The organism is Streptomyces sp. JH34, assembly GCF_029428875.1.
GTDB lineage: Bacteria > Actinomycetota > Actinomycetes > Streptomycetales > Streptomycetaceae > Streptomyces.
In genome coordinates this window covers 6,219,747-6,235,345 of the sequence record NZ_JAJSOO010000001.1, presented here as the reverse complement: position 1 = coordinate 6,235,345, position 15,599 = coordinate 6,219,747, and the positions used below count along the sequence as shown (strand labels likewise).

General features: G+C 70.8%; 14 protein-coding genes. 2 read left to right on the top strand and 12 right to left on the bottom strand.

The window, feature by feature from the left end; genetic code table 11:
* Window positions 1–32: 32 nt before the first annotated feature.
* The 11 genes from LWJ43_RS28090 to LWJ43_RS28040 form a co-directional block, all read right to left on the bottom strand.
* Complete coding sequence (locus LWJ43_RS28090; RefSeq protein ID WP_277334973.1) at window positions 33–857, bottom strand: Pro-rich N-terminal domain-containing protein; 825 nt, start codon at window positions 855–857, stop codon at window positions 33–35.
* A gap of 107 nt (window positions 858–964) precedes the next feature.
* Entirely contained in the window at window positions 965–1,408 is a 444-nt protein-coding gene (gene aroQ, locus LWJ43_RS28085; protein ID WP_277334972.1) for a type II 3-dehydroquinate dehydratase, read from the bottom strand.
* A complete protein-coding gene (gene aroB / locus LWJ43_RS28080; RefSeq protein WP_277334971.1) occupies window positions 1,405–3,051 on the bottom strand; it encodes a 3-dehydroquinate synthase in 1,647 nt (548 codons plus the stop codon). The genes aroQ and aroB overlap by 4 nt, the downstream gene beginning before the upstream one ends.
* Window positions 3,048–4,232 carry a chorismate synthase gene (gene aroC, locus LWJ43_RS28075; protein ID WP_277334970.1) on the bottom strand — a complete coding sequence of 395 codons (1,185 nt, stop codon included), beginning with the start codon at window positions 4,230–4,232 and terminating at the stop codon, window positions 3,048–3,050. Before aroC ends, aroB begins: the two co-directional genes overlap by 4 nt.
* 176 nt (window positions 4,233–4,408) lie before the next feature.
* Complete coding sequence (locus LWJ43_RS28070; protein ID WP_277334969.1) at window positions 4,409–4,864, bottom strand: serine/threonine protein kinase; 456 nt, start codon at window positions 4,862–4,864, stop codon at window positions 4,409–4,411.
* Between the two features lie 106 nt (window positions 4,865–4,970).
* Window positions 4,971–5,801, bottom strand: coding sequence for a shikimate dehydrogenase (locus LWJ43_RS28065; protein WP_277334968.1), 831 nt, complete (start codon window positions 5,799–5,801; stop codon window positions 4,971–4,973).
* Entirely contained in the window at window positions 5,798–7,600 is a 1,803-nt protein-coding gene (gene mltG, locus LWJ43_RS28060) for an endolytic transglycosylase MltG (protein WP_277334967.1), read from the bottom strand. The genes LWJ43_RS28065 and mltG overlap by 4 nt, the downstream gene beginning before the upstream one ends.
* Window positions 7,601–7,700: 100 nt before the next feature.
* Window positions 7,701–8,165 (bottom strand): Holliday junction resolvase RuvX, encoded by a 465-nt coding sequence (gene ruvX / locus LWJ43_RS28055; RefSeq protein ID WP_277336014.1) that lies wholly within the window; start codon window positions 8,163–8,165, stop codon window positions 7,701–7,703.
* A gap of 17 nt (window positions 8,166–8,182) precedes the next feature.
* Complete coding sequence (gene alaS, locus LWJ43_RS28050; RefSeq protein WP_277334966.1) at window positions 8,183–10,852, bottom strand: alanine--tRNA ligase; 2,670 nt, start codon at window positions 10,850–10,852, stop codon at window positions 8,183–8,185.
* Complete coding sequence (locus LWJ43_RS28045; protein ID WP_277334965.1) at window positions 10,852–11,148, bottom strand: DUF6167 family protein; 297 nt, start codon at window positions 11,146–11,148, stop codon at window positions 10,852–10,854. The genes alaS and LWJ43_RS28045 overlap by 1 nt, the downstream gene beginning before the upstream one ends.
* Before the next feature lie 7 nt (window positions 11,149–11,155).
* Window positions 11,156–11,605, bottom strand: a complete 450-nt coding sequence (locus tag LWJ43_RS28040) for a DUF948 domain-containing protein (protein ID WP_277334964.1) — start codon at window positions 11,603–11,605, stop codon at window positions 11,156–11,158.
* Between the two features lie 241 nt (window positions 11,606–11,846).
* Here LWJ43_RS28040 and LWJ43_RS28035 point away from each other — a divergent pair, with 241 nt between their 5' ends.
* Window positions 11,847–14,072: an ATP-binding protein gene (locus LWJ43_RS28035; protein WP_277334963.1), complete on the top strand. Its 2,226-nt coding sequence runs from the start codon at window positions 11,847–11,849 to the stop codon at window positions 14,070–14,072.
* A 12-nt stretch (window positions 14,073–14,084) separates the two neighbouring features.
* Here the strand turns inward: LWJ43_RS28035 and rpsD are convergent, their stop codons facing one another.
* Window positions 14,085–14,699 (bottom strand): 30S ribosomal protein S4, encoded by a 615-nt coding sequence (gene rpsD, locus LWJ43_RS28030; RefSeq protein ID WP_014157362.1) that lies wholly within the window; start codon window positions 14,697–14,699, stop codon window positions 14,085–14,087.
* A gap of 188 nt (window positions 14,700–14,887) precedes the next feature.
* Here rpsD and LWJ43_RS28025 point away from each other — a divergent pair, with 188 nt between their 5' ends.
* The gene (locus LWJ43_RS28025) at window positions 14,888–15,589 is read left to right on the top strand and encodes a DUF2470 domain-containing protein (protein WP_277334962.1); all 702 of its coding nucleotides are present in this window, start codon (window positions 14,888–14,890) and stop codon (window positions 15,587–15,589) included.
* Window positions 15,590–15,599: the final 10 nt, after the last annotated feature.

The window sequence follows — 15,599 nt, the reverse complement described above, 5'->3', positions numbered from 1 at the left end:
ACGGTGGGCCCCGGCCGGGAACGGTCGGGCCGCTACCAGGCGGGCGGGCTGGCTATGGAGCGGGCCAGCACGTCGTCGAGGACCCGGGCGGTCGTCTCGACGTCGTAGGTGGAGTTGTCGATGATCGGCAGGCCGGAGCCGTACCAACCGGCCATGCGGCCGTGGATCCGGGCGACCTCCTCGTCGGAGAGCCTGCGGTTCCCGCTGCGGGCCGCGTTGCGCTCCAGGACGACCTCCAGACCGGGCAGGAGGACCACGGGCAGGAGCCCGGGGCCCACATGGCGCTTCCAGCCGCCGAGACCGACGACGGGCCGGTCGGGGAAGACCGCGTCGTCGAGGATGCAGGAGATGCCGTTGGCGAGGAAGTTACGGGCGGCGAAGCCGCAGGTGCGCCGGGCCAGCCGGTACTGGGCCTCGGAGTGGTCGTTCCACCCGGCCTGGGGATCGGCGAAGCCGGAGCAGACCCACTCGCGGACGTCGTCCAGGGACACGTGCGCGGTGGGGACGCGGCGGCGGCCCGCCCAGAGCTTGGCGACCGTGGTCTTGCCCGCTCCGGCGGGACCGATGAGGAGCACGGCCAGGGTCGCGGCGCCGGTGCCGGGCTCCGCGGGGGGCGCGGGCAGCGGGACGGGGCCGCCGGGCGGCAGCTGGACGTGCCCGGTGGTCTCCCTGGAGGGCGGGAGCGGGACCTGCTGAGGACCGTGCGGCCGGTGCGCCGGCGGCTGATGGCCGGGCGCCATGGGCGGAAGGGGCGGCCCCGCGGGGCCGGGGTTGCCTGAGTGCTGGGCCTGCGTCGTCCACGGCCCGTTCCCGGAACCCCGGGGCGGCGGCAGCGGGGCCCCCACAGCGTGCTGCATCCGGTGCCACTCCGTCTCGTACAGGCATTTGGCGCTGATCGACGGCAACCGTACCTTCCCCGGCCGCCACGCGGTGAACGGGCGGGGAAGGTACGCAGTGCCCGGTGTCAGTCCGTCAGTTCGTCGGCGAGGGCCCGCAGGGCGAGCCGGTAGGAACCGATCCCGAACCCCGCCACGGTGCCGGTGGCCACCGGGGCGACCACCGAGGTGTGGCGGAATTCCTCCCGTGCGTACGGGTTCGAGATGTGCACCTCGATCAGCGGGGCGGTGCGCTGGGCCGCCGCATCGCGCATCCCGTACGAATAGTGCGTGAAGGCGCCCGGGTTGAGGACGACCGGAATCGAACCGTCTGCCGCCTCGTGGAGCCAGCGGATCAGTTCGCCCTCGTCGTTGGTCTCGCGGACCTCGACGTCGAAGCCGAGCTCCTTGCCGAGGGCCTGGCAGGTGTCCACGAGACCGGCGTAGGAGGTCGCCCCGTACACGTCGGGCTCGCGGGAGCCGAGACGGCCGAGGTTCGGTCCGTTGAGCACGAGGACCCTGCGGGCCGTCATGCGGAGACCTCCCCGTAGGCGGCGAGCAGGACGGCCGGGTCGGGGCCCTCCAGGACGGTGGGCTTGCCGATGCCGTCCAGGACGATGAAGCGCAGCAGGTCGCCCCGGGACTTCTTGTCGACCTTCATGTTCTCCAGGAGCTTGGGCCACTGGTCACCGCGGTAGGTGAGCGGCAGCCCGACGGACTCCAGGACGGCGCGGTGCCGGTCGGCGGTGGCGTCGTCGAGACGTCCGGCGAGCCGGCCCAGCTCGGCGGCGAACACCATGCCGACGGAGACGGCCGCGCCGTGGCGCCACTTGTAGCGCTCGTTCTTCTCGATGGCGTGGGCGAGGGTGTGCCCGTAGTTGAGGATCTCCCTGAGTCCGGACTCCTTGAGGTCGCTGGAGACGACCTCGGCCTTGACCCGGATGGAGCGCTCGATCAGCTCCGCGGTGTGCGGTCCGGCGGGCGAACGCGCGCCTTCCGGGTCCGCCTCGACGAGGTCGAGGATCACGGGGTCGGCGATGAAACCGGCCTTGATGATCTCGGCCATGCCGGAGACGTAGTCGTGGACGGGCAGCGAGTCCAGCGCGGCGAGGTCGCAGAGCACCCCGGCGGGCGGGTGGAAGGCACCGACGAGGTTCTTGCCCTCGGCGGTGTTGATGCCCGTCTTCCCGCCGACCGCCGCGTCGACCATGGCGAGCACGGTCGTCGGGACGGCGATCCAGCGGACCCCGCGCAGCCACGACGCGGCGACGAAGCCGGCGACGTCGGTGGTGGCGCCGCCGCCGACGCCGACGATGACGTCGGTGCGGGTGAAGCCGGTCTGGCCGAGTGCCTTCCAGCAGTAGGCGGCGACCTCGACGGTCTTGGCCTCCTCGGCGTTCGGCAGCTGGATCGCGATGGCCTCGTAGCCCTGGGCCGCGAGGTCCTCACGGACCGCCTCACCGGTCTCGGCGAGGGCCTCGGGGTGCAGGACGGCGACCCGCTTGGCCCGGTCGCCGATGAGGTTCGGCAGCTCGCCGAGGAGTCGGCGGCCGACGAGCACCTCGTACGGGTCGGTGCCTGCCGTGCCGGCGATCTGGATACGGGTGGTGCCCTGCTCGGTCATCGTGTGGTTCTCCTGGCCGTCCGGCACGGTCGCGGCCGTCCGCTCCGGCAGTCCTGTTGCGTCGAGGACCGCCTGGGCGACCTCTTCGGGGGTGCGTTCGTCGGTGGCCACGGTCGCCCCGGCCACTTCCTCGTACAGATGGCGCCTGGCGTCCATGAGTTCCCGCCACTGCCGCCTCGGGTTGACGGCGAGCAGGGGGCGGGCGGTGTTCAGCCCGACCCTCCTGACCGCCTCGTCGACGTCCATCGACAGGTAGACGACCCGGTGGCCGGCGAGGAGCCCGCGGGTGGATTCGTCGAGCACGGCGCCGCCGCCGAGCGCGAGGACGCCTGGGTGCCCGGCTACCGCGTCCCGTACGGCCTCGCGCTCCAGGGCGCGAAACCGCTCCTCGCCCTCGTCGAAGAAGATGTCCGCGATCGACTTGCCGGCCGTGGCCACGACGTCCGCGTCGGTGTCGCGGTAGGTGGTCCCGAGCCGGTCGGCGAGGAGTTCGCCCACGGTCGACTTGCCGACCCCCATCGGGCCGACCAGGACGATCAGCGGGGCGCTCACCGGATCTGGAGGTGGGAGAGGTACGACTGCACGTTGCGGTGGGTCTCGGCCACGCTGTCGCCGCCGAACTTCTCCGCGACCGCGTCGGCCAGCACCAGGGCGACCATCGCCTCGGCGACGATCCCGGCCGCCGGGACGGCGCACACGTCGGAACGCTGGTGGTGCGCCTTGGCCGCCTCGCCGGTCACGACGTCGACGGTGGCGAGCGCGCGGGGCACGGTCGCGATGGGCTTCATGGCGGCGCGGACCCTCAGCAGCTCACCGGTGGTCAGCCCGCCCTCGGTGCCGCCGGAACGGCCGGAGGTACGCCTGATGCCGTCCGGGGTGGCCACGATCTCGTCGTGCGCCTTGGAGCCGGGCACCCGGGCGAGGTCGAAGCCGTCGCCGACCTCGACGCCCTTGATGGCCTGGATGCCCATGAGAGCGGCGGCGAGGCGGGCGTCGAGCCTGCGGTCCCAGTGGACGTGCGAGCCGAGACCGACGGGGACGCCGTAGGCGAGCACCTCGACGACTCCCCCGAGGGTGTCGCCGTCCTTGTGGGCCTGGTCGATCTCCTCGACCATCGCCTTCGACGCGTCGGCGTCCAGGCAGCGCACCGGGTCGGCGTCGAGCCGCTCGACGTCGGAGGGCTTCGGGTAGACACCGTAGGGCGCCTTGGCCGCGGCCAGCTCGACGACGTGGGAGACGATCTCGATGCCCGCGGTCTCCTTGAGGTAGGAGCGGGCGACGGCGCCCAGGGCGACGCGGGCGGCGGTCTCCCGGGCGCTGGCGCGCTCCAGGACCGGGCGGGCCTCGTCGAAGCCGTACTTCTGCATGCCCGCCAGGTCGGCGTGACCGGGGCGGGGACGGGTCAGCGGGGCGTTGCGCGCCTGCTCGGCCAGCACGTCGGGGTCGACCGGGTCGGCCGACATCACCTGTTCCCACTTGGGCCACTCGGTGTTGCCCACCATGACGGCGACGGGCGATCCCATGGTCAGGCCGTGCCGGACACCGCCGAGAAAGGTGACCTCGTCCCGCTCGAACTTCATCCGGGCGCCGCGCCCGTAACCGAGCCGTCGCCTGGCGAGCGCGTCCGCCACCATCTCCGTGGTGACGGGGATACCGGCGGGAAGACCCTCCAGCGTCGCCACCAGTGCGGGGCCGTGCGACTCTCCGGCGGTCAGCCAGCGCAACCTGCTCAACGGTGCTCCTCATGCTCGCGCCTGTAACTGCGACGGCGCGACCGGGTGCGCGGCCCTGGCCCGCCGCCCCCGATCCTCCCACGATCAGGGACGATTCCCTGCCGCCGGTCCAGGGGGCGGACGCCGCGGTCCCGTCTCCCGAGGCTGGGAGACGGGACCGGAGCCGGTGCGGATCGTCAGCCGCAGTTCGAGTAGGTGCTGGTGTGGTACCAGTCGCGGATGCTGGAGGCGCCGATCTCCTGGTAGTGCGCCCAGAAGCGGACGCACTTGCCCGGGGCGTTCAGATACACCGGACCCGCGTGGTACTTGTAGTCGTTGTCGTCCTTCTTCAGCGAGCCGCCCTCGGCCTGGATGCCCGCGCCGAGCCCGGTCGCCGTGCCGTAGTAGGCACCCGCGTTCTCGTGCTTGACGGTGACCACGCAGTTGTTGCCGGTGGACGAGCTGTACAGCAGGAAGACCGTTACGTTCTGCCCCAGGCCGAGCGAATACTGCCGCTGCACGTAGTAGCTCGACCCGCAGGCCGAAACGGCCTTCTGGGCGGGCGTGGACGCACTGGCGACCCCGGTCCCGGTCACGAGCAGTGCGAACGCGGCGACAACTATCGCGGCTGCTCTGGCAATTGGTCTGCGCATGGAACCCTCCCCGGCAGCACGCTCGTGCCGCCTCCGCCGAGGAGCGTAGTGAAAATGCGCACCCGCGGGGCGGGAGCGGATCGATCAGGCCATCAACTGGCGAGAACTAGTGACTCTGTGCCGCGAGCGCCGCCTCGCCCGCCGCGCGCATGACGGCGAGCGGTGCGTCCAGGCCGGTCATCTGCTCGACCTGCAGGACGGCCTGGTGCACCAGAAGGTCGAGACCTCCCACGACACCCGCTCCGGTCGCCGCCCAGCGCGAGGCCAGCGCCGTCGGCCAGGGGTCGTAAAGGACGTCGAAGAGCGTGCCGGGCGCCGAGGGGACGGCTCCGGCGAGGGCGTCCGTGGTGCCGGTCGGCGTAGTGGCGATCACCAGGGGCGCGCGCAGGGCCTCATCGGCCTCGGCCCAGTCCGCGATCCTGACGTCGACGCCGAGGCGTGCGCCCCAGCCGCGCATCTCGTCGGCCCGAGCCGCGCTGCGCACATACGCCGTGACGGGCCCGGTGCAGATCTCGGCGAGGGCTGCCAGCGCGGAGGAAGCCGTGGCACCGGCGCCCAGGACGGCGGCCGATTCCACCTTCTCGACCCCGCGTTCACGCAGCGCCGCGACCATCCCGGGGATGTCCGTGTTGTCTCCGAGGCGGCGGCCGTCCTCGGTGAGGACGACGGTGTTGACGGCCTCCACCGACGCCGCCGTGTCACTGATCCCGTCCAGCAGCGGAATGATCGCCCGCTTCAACGGCATGGTCAGGGAGAGCCCCGCCCAGGACCGGTCCAGCCCGTCGACGAAGCCGGGCAGCGCCGCCTCGTCCACGTCGAAGCGGTCGTAGGACCAGCCCTCCAGGCCGAGCGCGGCGTACGCGGCGCTGTGCAGGGCCGGCGAGAGGGAGTGGGCGACGGGCGAACCGAGGACTGCGGCCCTGCGGGTGATACTCACTGGTTGGCCTTGTTCTCTTCGTACTTCGCGCGGTTGCGCTCATGCTCCGCATTCGTCACCGCGAACAGTGTCTTGTCCTCGGTTACGGAGACGAAGTAATACCAGGGGCCGTCTGCCGGACTGATCGCCGAGTGCAGAGCATCCGCGCCCGGGTTGGAAATCGGGCCGAGCGGCAACCCCTTGATTTTGTACGTGTTGTACGGATCGTCGATCTCCCTCAACGCGTCGACGGCGCCCACATCCAACGTGCTCTCAGCCCGGATGTAGTTGATTGTCGAGTCGAATTCCAGCCTACCGACGGTTTCGAGGTTTTCCGGCTTCAGGCGATTGTAGACCACCCTGGAAACCTTGTCGAAGTCGTGCTTGTACTTGCCCTCCTTCTGGACAAGGCTTGCTACGGTGATGACGTCGAGCGGCGATTTCAAGTTGAGCTTTTTCGCGTTCTGCTCAAGGTCAAGCTTCCCGTATTCCTTGGTGGCCCGGGCCACCATCTTCTTCAGCACGTCCTCGGGCTTGGCACCCTTGGGGACGGCGTACGCTGCCGGGAAAAGGAAGCCCTCAAGCGGGTCCTTTGCCTGAGGGTCGCCGTCCGCCCACGCAGGCAACCCGAGACTTTCGGCCTTCGCCTTCGCGACACCTGCCGTCGTGCCCGCTTTCAACTCGAGCCTCTTGTCGATCTTGGCATAAATCTCGGTCGAGATGGAGCCCTCCGGGAAGACCAGAGAATTCTGACTCTTCGGGTTCAGCATCAATTCGATGGCACTGTCGGCAGACATCTCCTTTTTCAGGAGATAAACGCCTGCTTGCAGGGACCCCCCCTTGGGGTTCCCGTTCTGTGCGGAGACGAAAGCATCGACGGACTTCACGACGCCCGCTTTCTTCAAAATGCTCGCGATCTCGTTACCCAGGGCGCCGTCCGGGATCTCCACCTCGACCGAGCCCGTGCCGCTGCCCTCGTAGTCGGGCGCCGCGCCGAACTGGCTCTGGTAGTACGAGTAGCCGACGTAGCCCACCCCGCCGAGCCCACCGACGAGGACCGCCGCGACACCCAGGCAGGCGCAGCCGTTGCGGCTCTTCTTCTTGCCCTTGCCGCGGCGCTCGCCCCCGCCCCTGCGGGACTCGCGTGGGTCGTCGTCGTGGTCGTCCTCGGCGTCGTCCCGCTCCCTGGACCGGGAGTCGCGGCCGTCGGCCGGCTCGTCGGCACCGGTGAAGAAAGGATGCGTCTCCTCCTGCGGCACCTCCGGATCCCAGTCCGGGCTGTTCTGCTGCGCGGGCTCCTCGCGGCGCCCCGGGGGCTGCGGCGGCGGATAGGCCTCGGGGGTTCCGTAGTGGTCACCCTGGTCGCCGTAGCCGCCGGGGGCGTTGCCGTACGGGGGCTGCTGCTGGGCCCCGTACGGCATCGCCGCCTGCTGGCCCGTGTCCCAGCCACCGTCGTACTGCGGCTGCTGGGGCTGGGCGTAAGGATCCTGCGGGGAGCCGTACTGCTGGTGCTGCTGACCGTACAGATCCTGCTGGTGCTGTTGCGGCTGCGCGTACGGGTCCTGCGGCTGCTGCTGGTACGGGTCCTGCGGCTGCTGCGGCTGCTGCGGCTGCGCGTAAGGGTCCTGCTGGTAGCCCTGCTGGGCATACGGGTCCTGTGCGTAGTGCTGCTGCCCGCCGTCGTACTGGCCCTGGTCGGACTGCTGGCCTTCGTACTGGCTCCGGCCGTGGGCGGCCTGGTGGCCCCACCCCTGGTCCCCGTACAAGGGGTCCTCGGGATGCCACGGTTCGGAGCCGGGGCCCCGGCCATACTCAGTCATCGATCCCCTTGAGCCGCGAGACGACGCTCCGTCTCTTCGCTTTGCTGTGCGGTGTCTGTTCGAACACCGCCGCATCGCGCGGAACGTTACCGTATCGCGATCAGACAACCACTTCGACGCCCTCGCCCGGGGCGGTGCCTGACGCCCGTTCGGACTCCAGAGCGTTCTGGAGGATCACCACAGCGGCAGCCTGGTCGACGACAGATCGGCCCTTCTTGGACTTCACGCCCGAAGCGCGCAGCCCCTGAGTGGCGGTCACTGTGGTCATCCTCTCGTCCACGAGACGCACGGGGACGGGCGCGATCGCACGGGCGAAGACCTGCGTGAAGGCACGGACCTTCGCCGCCGCCGGGCCCTCGCCGCCGCCCAGCGAACGGGGCAGACCGACGATGACCTCGATCGGCTCGTACTCCTCGACGATCTGGCCGAGCCGCCGGTGGGCGGCCGGGACGTCACGTCCCGGCACGGTCTCCACCGGCGTGGCGAGGATCCCGTCGGGGTCGCACGAGGCGACCCCGATACGGGCGTCACCGACGTCGACGGCGAGTCGGCGTCCACGGCGCATCTGCGGCACGTCGGGCGTCACGCGGTCTCGGTGACGAGGCGTTCGACGGCCGCCATGGCGTCGCCGACGGCGGCCGGGTTCTGGCCGCCGCCCTGGGCGACGTCGGGCTTGCCGCCGCCACCGCCCCCGAGGGTCTTCGCGGCGGTGCGCACCAGGTCGCCGGCCTTGAGGCCGCGCTCACGGGCCGCCTCGTTGGTGGCGATGACCGTCAGCGGACGGCCGTTGGCGGTGGTGAACAGGGCCACGACGGCCGGACGGCCGCCCTGGATGCGCCCGCGCACGTCGAGGACCAGCTTCCGCAGGTCGTCCGCAGTGGTGCCGTCCGGCACCTGCCCGGTGACGAGGGCGACGCCGCGTACGTCCCTGGCCGTCTCCACGAGCCCGGCGGCGGCCGCCAGGACCTTCTCCGCGCGGAACTTCTCGATCTCCTTCTCGGCGTCCTTCAGCTTGCCGAGCATGCCGGAGATCTTCTCGGGGAGCTCCTCGGGACGGCCCTTGAGCAGTTCCTGGAGCTGGGCGACGACCGTGTGCTCCTTGGCGAGGAAGTTGTACGCGTCCACACCGACGAGCGCCTCGACGCGGCGCACACCGGAGCCGATCGACGACTCACCGAGCAGCTTCACCAGGCCGAGCTGGGAGGTGTTGCGGACGTGCGTGCCGCCACACAGCTCCTTGGAGAAGTCGCCGATGGTGACGACGCGGACCCGCTCGCCGTACTTCTCGCCGAACTCGGCGATGGCGCCCTGCTTCTTGGCGTCGTCGATGGACATGACCTCGGCCTGGACGTCGAGCTCCCGGGCGAGGACCTCGTTGATCTTCTGCTCGACGTCGGTCAGGACCGTGCCGGGTACGGCGGCGGGCGAGCCGAAGTCGAAGCGGAAGCGTCCGGGCGAGTTCTCCGAGCCGGCCTGCGCGGCCGTCGGGCCGAGCGCGTCGCGCAGCGCCTGGTGCGTGAGGTGCGTGGCGCTGTGGGCGCGGGCGATGGCGCGGCGGCGGGTGTTGTCGATGGCGGCGTAGGCGGAGGCGCCGACCGTCACCTCGCCGACCTGGACCGAGCCCTTGTGTACCGAGACACCGGGGACCGGCTGCTGTACGTCGCGGACCTGGATGACGGCGCCGCTGTCGAGCCTGATCCGGCCCTGGTCGGCGAGCTGGCCGCCGCCCTCGGCGTAGAACGGGGTGCGGTCGAGGACGACCTCGACCTCGTCGCCCTCGGAGGCGGCGGGCGAGGAGACCCCGTCGACGAGCAGCCCGACGATCTTCGACTCGCCCTCGACGGACGTGTACCCGATGAACTCGGTGACGCCGGAGTTGTCGGCGACCTCGCGGTAGGCGGACAGGTCCGCGTGACCGGTCTTCTTGGCCTTGGCGTCGGCCTTGGCCCGGTCCCGCTGTTCCTTCATCAGCCGGCGGAAGCCGTCCTCGTCGACCGAGAGGCCCTGTTCGGCGGCCATCTCCAGCGTGAGGTCGATCGGGAAGCCCCAGGTGTCGTGGAGCAGGAACGCCTTGTCGCCGGCCAGGACCTGGCCGCCGGCGGCCTTGGTCTCGGTGACGGCGGTGTCGAGGATGTTCGTGCCGCCCTTGAGGGCCTTGAGGAACGCGGCCTCCTCGGCGAGGGCGACCGTCTCGATGCGCTTGCGGTCGGTGATCAGCTCCGGGTACTGCTGCCCCATGGTGTCGACGACGACGTCGACGAGCTCACGGACGACCGGGCCTGTGGCGCCCATCAGGCGCATGTTGCGGATGGCGCGGCGCATGATGCGGCGCAGGACGTAGCCGCGGCCCTCGTTGCCGGGGGTGACGCCGTCACCGATGAGCATCACCGAGGTGCGGACGTGGTCGGCGACGACGCGGAGGGAGACGTCGGAACCCTGGTCGGCGCCGTAGCGCACGCCGGTGAGCTCGGTGGCCTTGTCCATGACGACGCGCAGGGTGTCGGTCTCGTACATGTTCTGTACGTCCTGCAGGATCATGGCGAGCCGCTCGAGGCCGAGCCCCGTGTCGATGTTCTGCGACGGCAGGTCGCCGAGGATCGGGAAGTCCTCCTTGCCGTCGCCTGCGCCGCGCTCGTACTGCATGAAGACCAGGTTCCAGATCTCCACGTAGCGCTCGTCGTTGACTGCGGGGCCGCCCTCGACGCCGAACTCGGGGCCGCGGTCGTAGTTGATCTCGGAGCAGGGGCCGCAGGGGCCGGGGACGCCCATGGACCAGAAGTTGTCCTTCTTGCCCAGGCGCTGGATGCGCTCGGCCGGGACGCCGATCTTCTCGCGCCAGATCTGCTCGGCCTCGTCGTCGTCCAGGTAGACCGTGATCCACAGGCGCTCGGGGTCGAGGCCGAAGCCGCCGTCCTCCACGGAGTTCGTGAGCGCCGCCCAGGCGAACTCGATGGCGCCTTCCTTGAAGTAGTCACCGAAGGAGAAGTTGCCGCACATCTGGAAGAACGTGCCGTGCCGGGTGGTCTTGCCGACCTCTTCGATGTCCGGGGTCCGGACGCACTTCTGCACGCTGGTGACGCGCGGGGCGGGCGGCTTGACCTCGCCGAGGAAGTACGGCTTGAAGGGAACCATGCCCGCGGGGACCAGCAGCAGAGTCGGGTCGTCCGCGATGAGCGACGCCGAAGGCACGACGGTGTGACCGCGCTCCTCGAAGAAGCTCAGCCAGCGGCGGCGAATTTCAGCCGACTCCATTAGTGGTCCTCATTCCGGTTGTTCGGGTTGTAGGGAAGTGTGCGGTGGGCGACGAGTTCGGGGTCGGCCGCGGCCTCGATACCGAGGGCCCCGCCCAGTTCGGCCTCGCGCCTGACCATGCCCTCACGCACGTCGAGGGCGAAGTCCTTCAGCTTGTGACCCGCCTCGATCGCCTTGTCCGCGGCCTGCGCCGCGAGGCTCTCGGGGGCCAGCTGCCGGATCTTGCGGTTGACCTTGGTGGTGGCCCAGACACCGGCGGCTGCGCCGGCGGTGAACCAGAACGTACGGCGGAACATCGCTGGGTCAGTCCTTCTGTCCGCGGGAGCTTCGGCCGTTCCGCTTCCTGTCGCGGGCGGACGGCACGGTTCGGCCGACGATCACGGCGCGGCGGGAGGTCCGGCGGTCCGGTTCCGGGTCGGCCGCGCTACGGCGGCCGAGAGCCTGCCGCACCCCGTAGCCGAACGCGGCCACCTTCACGAGCGGGCCGCCGAACGTCGAGGCGACGGTGGTGGAGAGCGCGGAGGCGTTGGAGGTGACCTCCTGGACGTCGCTCGCGATGGCGTCGACCTTGTCGAGCTGGGTCTGCGCGGAGCGCAGCGTGGCGGAGGCGTCGGCGAGCAGCGGGACCGCCTGCTCCGTCACGTCCGCCACCAGCGCGGTGGTCGCCCTGAGCGTCTGGGCCAGTCTCACCAGTACCACGGCGAGGAAGGAAACCAGGATCGCCCAGAAGACAGCCACCAGGATGCCGGCCACCTCTCCACCGGACACAGTGCACCGCTCTCTGCTCGTCGCCCACATCGGCGGGGACCTCTCCCCGCCGGTATCTGCCTGTCACCGGCCGGCCGGTGCGTCCTGCCACCTCTGCCGATCGTCGTCCCCCCGAGCCTATCGCGCCGGGCGTCACGCGCCGTACCGCATTGTGGGGCGGGCGGTGCGGGTGCCGGAGGCGGGGAGATTGTACGGAGAGCTTATGTGCCAGTACTCTGCGTGTTTCATGCGACGCCCTCAGCGCCCCTCCCCCACGCCCGACGACATGGAGCCCGTCCCCGTACGCGGAAATCTCCCGGCGGAGCTCAACACCTTCGTGGGACGCGACGCCGAACTGACCGAACTGGAGTCGCTCCTGGGCGAGTCCAGGCTCGTCACGGTCGTGGGGGTCGCCGGGGTCGGAAAGACCCGTTTCGCCGTACGGACCGCTGCCCTGGTGGAGAAACGGTACTGCGACGGGGTGTGGCTCGCAGAGCTGTCGGGCGTCCACGATCCCGGACTGCTCGTGCACACCCTGGTCGACGCCCTGGGGCTCACCGACCACACCAGCAGGTCGCCTCGCGAGGTGCTGGCCCGGCACTGTGCGGACCGCCGCCTGCTGCTCGTCGTCGACGGTTTCGAGCATCTCGCGGGACCGTGCGCCGATGTCGTACGGGAACTGCTGCGCCGGGCACCCGGTCTGCAGGTGCTCGCGGCCGGCCGCAAGCCGCTGCGGGTGGACGGCGAACTCACCTTCCCGCTGATGCCGATGACGGACGACGACGCCCTGGAACTCTTCGTCCGGCGGGCGGCGGCGGTACGCCCGGGCTTCCGGCCGACGGACGGCGAGCGGGACACCGCCCGGGAGCTCTGCCGCAGGCTCGACGGCATCCCGCTGGCCCTGGAGCTCGCCGCCGGACGGCTGCGGGCCCTGACGACGGAGCAGGTGCTGCAGCGTCTCGACGACCGCTTCCGGCTGCTCACCGGGGGCAGTCCGAGCGCACTGCCCCGCCATCAGACGCTGCGTACGGCCATCGGCTGGAGCCATGAGCTGTGCGATCCCGGGCAACGGCTGCTGTGGGCGCGGCTCTCGGTGTTCGCCGGGCAGTTCGACCTGGAGGCCGTCGAGTACATCTGCAGCGGCCCGGACCTGCCCGCCGACTCCGTGCTCGACGTGCTGGACGAACTGCTGGCGCAGTCCGTGGTGCTGCGCGAGGACTCGGCCGCCGGCAGCCGCTACCGGCTGCTGGACACCGTGCGGGAGTACGGCGCCGAGTGGCTGCGGGCGACCGGGGACGCCGGCCGGCTGCGCCGCAGGCACCGGGACTGGTACCTGGGCCTCGCGACGTGGTGCGAACTCGACTGGTTCAGCCCCAGGCAGGCGGAGGCCGCGGCCCGGATCGACAGCGAGCTGCCCAATCTCCGCCGCGCGATGGAGTGTTCGATGGAGAACCCGGAGGAGGTGCATCTCGCGCAGTACCTGGCGGGCACGCTGTGGTTCTACTGGGCGGGCTGCGGGCGCCTCGCCGAGGGCCGCCACTGGCTGGACCACGTCCTGGAGGAGGAGTCCCCCTACGACCACTCCCGGCTGAAGGCCCTCTGGGTGCTCGGTCACGTCGCGGTGCTGCAGGGCGACCCGGTGGGGGCGGTGTCGGCCCTGCAGGAGTGCCGCGAGGAGGGGGAACGCTCGGGGGACGCCACCGCTGTGGCCTACGCCGTGCACCGCACGGGCTGCCTCTCGATCGTCACGGACGACCCGGCACGTGCCGAGGAACTGCTGCGCGAGGCGCTCGGGCGCTACCGGGAGATCGGCGAGCTGAACAGCAACGTGCTGATGGCGCAGGTCGAGCTGGGCATGGCCGTGGCGTTCCGCGGTGACCTGGAGGCGGCCGCGGCGATCTGCGACGAGGTCCGTGAGATCTGCGAGGACCACGGCGAGCGGTGGGCCCTTGCCTACGCGCTGTACGTCCTGGGCTACGTGGCGCTGCGGTCCGGGCCGAGCGGACGGGCGCGCCGGATGCTCGGGGAGTCGCTGTCCATCGCGCACACCTTCCACGACCTGCTTGGCACGGTCCTCTCCCTGGAGCTGCTGGCCCTCGTCACCGCGACGGAGGGCGACGGTGCCGAGGCCGCGGTGCTGCAGGGGGCGGCGGACCGGATCTGGCCCTCGGTGGGCCTGCCGCTGTTCGGCTCCACCCACTACGGCAGACCGCGGGCGGAGTGCGAGGAACGGGCGAGGGCGCAGCTCGGCGACGCCACGTACGACGTGGAGCGGCTCTCGGGCCGCCGGCTGGACGCGCAGGCCGCGGTGGCACGGGCGCTCCGGGCCGGTCCGGACGACAGGGCGGCCTCGGCCGGAGCGCCCGGGGCGGGGGTGGCCGAAAGCGGAACGCCCGGGACCGGGACGGCCGGGGAGACGCGAAGGCCCGCCGCCTCCCGTACACCAGGGAGGGGCGGGCCCGAGCTCGGTTGAGCTACGCCTGCGTCAGCGGGCGTAGTACTCGACGACGAGCTGCTCGTCGCAGATGACCGGGATTTCCTTGCGGTTCGGGTCACGGTCCAGGCGGAAGGCCAGGGCCTTCAGGTTCACCTGGAGGTAGCGCGGGGTCTCGCCGTCGGTGTCGTAACCACCCTCACGGGCCACCTGGAAGGGGACCTTGGAGCGGCTGCGCTCGCGGACCTGCACGACGTCGTCGGGGCGCACGCGGAAGGACGGCTTGTCGACCTTGCCACCGTTGACCTCGATGTGGCCGTGGACGACCATCTGACGGGCCTGGTAGATGGTGCGGGCGATGCCCGAACGCAGGACCAGGGCGTCGAGGCGGCGCTCGAGCTCGACGACCAGCGCCTCGCCCGTCTTGCCCTCGGCCTTACGGGCGCGGTCGTAGGCGCGCGCCATCTGGCGCTCGCTGATGTCGTACTGCGCACGCAGACGCTGCTTCTCGAGCAGACGGACCTTGTAGTCCGAGTTCTGCTTGCGGCCACGGCCGTGCTCGCCCGGCGGGTAGGGGCGGGCTTCGAAGTACTTGACAGCCTTCGGCGTCAGGGCGATGCCGAGGGCACGCGACTTCTTGACCTTGGGACGCGACTGGTTAGGCACGTTCTCCAGACCTCCGTTGTAGGTTAGGTTAGGCTTACCTTACTCAAGGAGATCGCATGTCTCGCCCTGGGAACACCACACACATCACGGACAGCACAGACAGCGGCAGCACACCTGAAGGTGCTGCTACGACGGAAGGCCGATCTGATCGTGGTCAGCCGCGTCCCAGCGGGCTTGAAAACACTCGGATGCCGTCAGCAGCCGAGCGCACACGAACTCTCGTACAGAGTACCTGCTCCGCCGTGCTGCTCGTACCGGGGCTGTCGGTGCTCCCCACGGACCACCTGATCCCCGACAGCAGGAGCATCGGCCCCGAGGGGGACCTGTTCCTCGGATTCCCCGCGGATTCACCGGTCGTACGGGCCGCCACGCACGCCCAGGGCGACGAGCTGACCGCTGTGCTCGAGATCACCGATGTCGCTCCGGTCTCCGTCCCCCACCGGATCCGCGGACGCGCCCGGGTCGCCGGCTGGCTCACCGCCGTGCCGGGGCTCGCGCAGCCCGGCCGGATGATGCTCCGGCTGGAGACCGGGGAGGCGTCGGTCGACGACCTGTGGGGCTTCGAGGAGGTGGAGCCTGAGGACTTCCGGGACGCCGTCGCCGACCCGCTGGTCGGCCACGAGGCCGAGCTGCTCCAGCATCTGCACGCCGCCCACGGCGAGCAGATGGCGACCTTGTCCGCGTTGCTGGGCGACCGGGGCGAGTGCGGCTGCGCCGAGCACCGGCTCGACGCCGTCCCGGTCTCGGTCGACCGGTTCGGCCTCCGGGTGCGGTTCGTCGAGGACGGCGACGCGTGCTTCGACGCCCGGTTCGAATTCCCTGGTCCGGTACGGGACGTCAGCGAGCTGCGCCGGGCGATGCACACCCTCTTCGAGGCTGCGGCCTGCTGAGCCGTCGCCG